This window comes from Streptomyces xiaopingdaonensis (assembly GCF_000262345.1).
Taxonomy (GTDB): Bacteria; Actinomycetota; Actinomycetes; order Streptomycetales; family Streptomycetaceae; genus Streptomyces; species Streptomyces xiaopingdaonensis.
This window is the reverse complement of record NZ_AJTQ01000293.1, coordinates 24,320-30,588: the sequence shown is the minus strand read 5'-3', so window position 1 is coordinate 30,588 and position 6,269 is coordinate 24,320. Positions and strand designations below refer to the sequence as shown.

Annotated in this window: 6 protein-coding genes; all 6 read left to right on the top strand. The window is 72.1% G+C overall.

From position 1 onward, the window contains the following. Nucleotides 1-261 (top strand): ATP-binding protein (locus UWG_RS0123250; RefSeq protein WP_029391711.1); only part of this gene is annotated, 261 nt, incomplete at its 5' end. Nucleotides 262-395: 134 nt separating this feature from the next. Then, nucleotides 396-1,055 carry a response regulator transcription factor gene (locus UWG_RS0123245; protein WP_016909606.1) on the top strand — a complete coding sequence of 220 codons (660 nt, stop codon included), beginning with the start codon at nucleotides 396-398 and terminating at the stop codon, nucleotides 1,053-1,055. A gap of 228 nt (nucleotides 1,056-1,283) precedes the next feature. Continuing rightward, entirely contained in the window at nucleotides 1,284-3,251 is a 1,968-nt protein-coding gene (locus UWG_RS0123240) for a 2-oxoacid:acceptor oxidoreductase subunit alpha (protein WP_016909605.1), read from the top strand. Further along, nucleotides 3,244-4,353: a 2-oxoacid:ferredoxin oxidoreductase subunit beta gene (locus UWG_RS0123235; protein WP_016909604.1), complete on the top strand. Its 1,110-nt coding sequence runs from the start codon at nucleotides 3,244-3,246 to the stop codon at nucleotides 4,351-4,353. The genes UWG_RS0123240 and UWG_RS0123235 overlap by 8 nt, the downstream gene beginning before the upstream one ends. Nucleotides 4,354-4,524: 171 nt before the next feature. Further along, a complete protein-coding gene (locus UWG_RS31805; protein ID WP_016909603.1) occupies nucleotides 4,525-5,112 on the top strand; it encodes a DUF6879 family protein in 588 nt (195 codons plus the stop codon). 144 nt (nucleotides 5,113-5,256) lie between these two features. Then, nucleotides 5,257-6,255, top strand: coding sequence for an EamA family transporter RarD (rarD, locus tag UWG_RS0123225; RefSeq protein WP_016909602.1), 999 nt, complete (start codon nucleotides 5,257-5,259; stop codon nucleotides 6,253-6,255). Nucleotides 6,256-6,269 lie beyond the last annotated feature (14 nt).

Here is a 6,269-nt window from a genome sequence, read left to right as displayed (position 1 = left end):
ACCGCCTCCGAACTCCTCCAAAACATCAGCAAACACAGCGGCGCCCATCGCGCCGAGGTCGACCTGTGGCGGACCGAGGACCGGCTCATGCTCCAGGTCCGGGACAACGGGATCGGAGGCGCCACCGCGGGCCCCGGCAGCGGCGGCACGGGGCTCGCCGGCCTCGCCGAGCGCCTCGACTCCGTCGACGGCCTCCTCCTGATCGACTCCCCCGCCGGAGGGCCGACGACCATCACCGCCGAACTCCCCTGGCACACCTGACGATTGGGCCCCGTACCGCGCGACAGCGCCCGGCTGCCCGAGAAGTCTGGAATGCTGGAGGATCGCTGCGCCGTGCTCAGGCGGCGCGGCGGTCCTCCAGGAGGACTCCGGACCAACGGGGAAGGACGGCCGGCATGCGCGTGGTCATCGCCGAGGACTCGGTGCTGCTCAGGGAGGGGCTGACCAGGCTGCTGACAGACCGCGGCTGGGAGGTCGTCGCCGGCGTGGGGGACGGGGACGCGCTGGTGAAGACGGTCGGCGAACTCGCGGCCGAGGACCGCCTGCCCGATGTCGTCGTCGCCGACGTCCGCATGCCCCCGACGCACACGGACGAGGGGGTGCGCGCCGCGGTACGGCTCCGCAGCGACCATCCGGAGCTGGGGGTGCTCGTCCTCTCCCAGTACGTGGAGGAGCAGTACGCCACCGAGCTGCTCGCCGGCTCCAGCCGCGGCGTCGGCTACCTCCTCAAGGACCGCGTCGCCGAGGTGCGGGAGTTCGTCGAGGCGGTGGGGCGGGTCGCCGAGGGCGGCACCGCGCTCGACCCGGAGGTCGTGGCCCAGCTCCTCGGCCGCAGCCGCCAGCAGGACGCGCTCGCCGGGCTGACGCCGCGCGAGCGCGAGGTGCTCGGGCTGATGGCGGAGGGCCGCACCAACTCCGCCATCGCGCAGCAGCTCGTGGTGAGCCACGGGGCCGTGGAGAAGCACGTGAGCAACATCTTCCTGAAGCTCGGCCTCTCCCAGAGTGACGCGGATCACCGCCGCGTTCTCGCCGTCCTCCGCTATCTCGAATCCTGAGCCGTCCGCCGCACGCATCGCGGACAACCCCCGTGCGGCGCACGGGGCTTGGAATAAGCGCCACTTGAGCGAGGCTGTACGGAAGCACGCAAGAGCACGGGGGTTGGGCGTGACGGGGGGTACGGGTGTTCCAAAAACGCGTCCAAGCTGCGATCACCCCCTGAGGAAGGCAACCCTTAGCGACGTACGATGGCTGTGAGCCGCCGCCTTGAGGAGGTCCGAACCACCGTGACCAGTCACGTCAGTAGCCCGACCGGAAAGCAGCCCACCGCCGGTGCGCCGGACGGGGCCGCCGCCGAGGCGTTCGACGGCGGAGACGCAGCCACGGACGGCGCCGGCAAGGAGGTCAGGAAGCTGGAGCGCGTCATCATCCGGTTCGCGGGGGACTCGGGTGACGGCATGCAGCTCACGGGCGACCGCTTCACCTCGGAGACCGCCTCCTTCGGCAACGACCTCTCCACGCTCCCCAACTTCCCCGCCGAGATCCGCGCCCCCGCCGGCACCCTGCCGGGCGTCTCCAGCTTCCAGCTGCACTTCGCCGACCACGACATCCTCACCCCCGGCGACCAGCCCGACGTCCTCGTGGCGATGAACCCGGCCGCGCTCAAGGCGAACCTCTCCGAGGTACCGCGCGGCGCCGAGATCATCGTCAACACGGACGAGTTCACCAAGCGGGCGATGCAGAAGGTCGGCTACGCCGAGAGCCCGCTGGGGGACGGCTCCCTCGACGGCTACCGCGTCCACGAGGTCCCCCTCACCACGCTCACGGTGGAGGCGCTCAAGGGGTTCGACCTCGGCCGCAAGGAGGCGGGCCGCTCGAAGAACATGTTCGCGCTCGGCCTGCTCTCCTGGATGTACCACCGGCCGACGGAGGCGACCGAGGAGTTCCTCCGCACCAAGTTCGCGAAGAAGCCGGACGTCGCCGAGGCCAACATCACCGCGTTCCGCGCCGGTTGGAACTTCGGCGAGACGACGGAGGACTTCGCCGTCTCCTACGAGGTCGCCCCGGCCTCCACCGCTTTCGCGCCCGGCACCTACCGGAACATCTCGGGCAACCTGGCGCTGGCGTACGGTCTCATCGCCGCCTCGCAGCAGTCGGACCTGCCGCTCTTCCTCGGCTCGTACCCGATCACGCCGGCCTCCGACGTCCTCCACGAGCTCTCGAAGCACAAGAACTTCGGCGTACGCACCTTCCAGGCGGAGGACGAGATCGCCGGCATCGGCGCCGCGCTCGGCGCCGCCTTCGGCGGCTCCCTCGCGGTGACGACGACCTCGGGCCCCGGCGTCGCGCTGAAGTCCGAGACGATCGGCCTCGCCGTCTCCCTCGAACTCCCGCTGCTCGTCATCGACATCCAGCGCGGCGGCCCGTCGACTGGCCTGCCGACCAAGACCGAGCAGGCCGACCTCCTCCAGGCGATGTACGGCCGCAACGGCGAGGCCCCGGTGCCGATCGTCGCGCCCTCCACGCCCGCGGACTGCTTCGACGCCGCGCTGGAGGCGGCCCGGATCGCGCTCACCTACCGCACCCCGGTCTTCCTCCTCTCCGACGGCTACCTCGCCAACGGCTCCGAGCCCTGGCAGATCCCGCAGGTGGCCGAACTCCCCGACCTGCAGGTGCAGTTCGCGCAGGGCCCCAACCACACGGCGGAGGACGGCACCGCCTCCTTCCAGCCGTACAAGCGGGACCCGCACACCCTCGCGCGCCCCTGGGCCGTGCCCGGCACGCCGGGGCTCGAACACCGCATCGGCGGCATCGAGAAGCAGGACGGCACGGGGAACATCTCGTACGACCCCAACAACCACGACTTCATGGTCCGCACCCGCCAGGCGAAGGTCGACGGCGTGGACGTACCGGACGTCGAGGTCGACGACCCGAGCGGCGACGCGAAGCTCCTCGTCCTCGGCTGGGGCTCGACGTACGGCCCGATCACCGCGGCCGTGCGCCGCCTGCGCCGCGCGGGTGAGTCCGTCGCGCAGGCGCACCTGCGGTACGTCAACCCCTTCCCGGCGAACCTCGGCGAGGTGCTGCGCCGCTACGACAAGGTGGTCGTCCCCGAGATGAACCTCGGGCAGCTCGCGCGGCTGCTGCGGGCCGAGTACCTCGTCGACGCGCAGTCCTACAACCAGGTGCGCGGCCTGCCCTTCAAGGCCGAGCAGCTCGCGAACGCTCTCAAGGAGGCCCTCGTCCATGGCTGACACCCAGGCACCCGCGACCGCGGAGACCGGGCACGGCCGTCCGCAGGCGCTCTCGCTCGTCCCCAAGGCCGAGGCGAAGCAGTCGATGAAGGAGTTCAAGTCGGACCAGGAGGTCCGCTGGTGCCCCGGCTGCGGCGACTACGCGGTGCTCGCCGCCGTGCAGGGGTTCATGCCCCAGCTCGGGCTGGCGCGGGAGAACATCGTCTTCGTCTCCGGCATCGGCTGCTCGTCCCGCTTCCCGTACTACATGAACACCTTCGGGATGCACTCGATCCACGGCCGGGCGCCGGCGATCGCGACGGGTCTCGCCGCGTCGCGGCGCGACCTGTCGGTCTGGGTCGTCACCGGGGACGGCGACGCGCTCTCGATCGGCGGCAACCACCTGATCCACGCGCTGCGCCGGAACGTCAACCTCAAGATCCTGCTCTTCAACAACCGGATCTACGGGCTCACCAAGGGCCAGTACTCGCCCACCTCCGAGACGGGCAAGATCACCAAGTCGACGCCGATGGGTTCGCTGGAGGCGCCGTTCAACCCGGTGTCGCTCGCACTCGGCGCCGAGGCGTCGTTCGTGGCGCGCACCGTCGACTCCGACCGCAAGCACCTCACGAGCGTGCTCCAGGCGGCGGCGGACCACCCCGGCTCGGCGCTCGTCGAGATCTACCAGAACTGCAACATCTTCAACGACGGCGCCTTCGAGATCCTGAAGGACGCCGAGCAGGCCGAGCAGGCCGTCATCCGCCTCGACCACGGCGAGCCCATCCGCTTCGGCCCGCCGGCCGACGACGGGCTCGGCGCCCAGGGCGTCGTGCGCGACCCGGCCACGGGCGACCTGCGCGTCGTCGACGTCGCCGAGCACGGCACGGACGCGGTCCTCGTCCACGACGCGCACTCCACCTCACCGGTGAACGCCTTCGCGCTCTCGCGCCTCGCGGACCCGCAGACCCTGCACCGCACCCCGATCGGCGTCCTCCGCGACGTCGACCGCGCGGTCTACGACGACGCGATGTCCGAGCAGCTCGAAGCCGCCGTCGACCGCAGCGGCAAGGGCGACCTCGCAGCGCTCCTGCACGGCAACGACACCTGGACGGTGGTGGGTTGATCCCCGGGCGTCCCCGGTAGCGGCCCCGCGGCGTCCGCCGCGGGGTCCGCTCGTGCCGTCGGCACGGCGTCCGGAAGCCGTGCCTCCGCGCGCCCGGTTCGAAGCGGCCAGGGCCGGGCATCGTGGTGCGCACGGGGCCCGTTCGCTCGTCGAGTGGTGAGGAGCACCGAGGTGTCCGAGATACTCGCAGGCGCGGCGCTGGCCGATTTCTTCGACCACGGTTTCGCGCGGACGGCCTGGCGGTGGGAGACCCGCCCGGAGTACGAACTCCCCGAGGAACGCCAGGAGTTGGCGCTCTTCCTCCTCGGCGGCCCGGTCGGGGACGAGGAAGGGCCGTGGCGGCGTACGCTCCGCTCGCTGCGGCGCAGGGGCAGGAGCGTCGCGCGGGCCCGCGTCGTCGACGAGCCGCCGACGGCCTACCAGCGGTGGCTGCTCGCGCGGGCGCGCCAGGACGTCGAGGCGGGCGAGGACCTCCGCTGCCTCACCCGCTCCGAGGCGCTCCGACTCCACGTCCCGCTACGGGACTTCTGGCTCTTCGACGAGCACACCGTCGGCTTCGTCCGCTTCGCGGGCGACCGCCCGCTCGGCATGGAGCTCACCAGGGCACCGGACGCGGCGGCGGTCGCGCGGCGGGTGCGCGAGGCGGCGTGGGAGGTGGCGAGGCCGGTCGGGGCGGCGCCCGGTGTCCGACGCGGGCCGCAGCATCCCCGCGCGGCCCGTCGCGCCGACCGGCCGGACTCGACGGGGCGTCCGGCCTGAGCGTCCGCGCCCCGAAGGCTCCGACGGGTCAGGTTCGTTCGGCGAAACGGAAATGACAGGGGCGATCGCCGTCGTTACCTTGATGCGGGAGCCCGGTCGGCAACGAGCGTCAGGGGCCCGTCCACCACGATTACGGGAGAGGCCATGGCAGCAGCCGACGAGAAGCGGACGGGGCTGCTCTTCGGCTTCGGCGCGTACGGGTTGTGGGGGCTGCTCCCCCTCTACTGGCACTTCCTCGACGCCACAGGCCCGGGCGAGCTCCTCGCCCAGCGGATGGTCTGGGCGCTCCCGACGGCGGCCGTGATCCTCGCGGTCCTCGGCAAGTGGACATGGGTGCGTCCGCTGCTGCGGCAGCCGCGCAGGCTCGCCCTCGTCGCCGCGGCGGCCGCGGTGATCAGCGTCAACTGGTTCCTCTACATCTACGCGGTCACCCACGGCATGGTGATCGAGGGCTCGCTGGGCTACTTCGTCAACCCGCTCGTCTCCATCGCCTTCGGCGTCCTGCTCCTCAACGAGCGCCTGCGCGCGCTCCAGTGGACCGCGGTCGGCGTGGGGGCGCTCGCCGTCGTCGTGATGACGGTCGCGTACGGCAAACTGCCGTGGCTGTCACTGGCGTTGGCGCTCAGCTTCGCCACCTACGGGCTGCTGAAGAAGCGCGTGGGCCTCGGCGGGGTCGAGGGGTTCAGCGCCGAGTCGGCGATGCAGTTCCTGCCGGCTGCGGGGTTTCTCGTGTGGCTCTCGGCGCGCGGTGAGTCGACGTTCGCGACCGAGGGCGCGGGCCACATGGTGCTCCTCGCCTTCTCGGGCCTCGCCACGGCGCTCCCGCTGATCTTCTTCGGCGGCGCCGCCGTCCGGCTGCCGCTCTCCACCCTCGGCCTGCTCCAGTACCTCGCGCCCGTCTTCATGTTCGCGCTGGGGCTCTTCGCCTTCCACGAGGAGATGCCGCCCGAGCGGCTCGCCGGCTTCGCGCTCGTCTGGCTCGCGCTCGCCCTGCTCACCTGGGACGCCCTGCGCACGGCCGGCCGCGGCCGACGCGAGCTGCGCCGCGCGGCCGAGCGGGCGCGCGCGAAGGGCGCCGTCGCCGCTTCCGCCGACCGGCACGAGCACGCGGGCTCCTCCGAGACGGAGCCGACGGCGGGCTGACCGCCCGGCGCGCC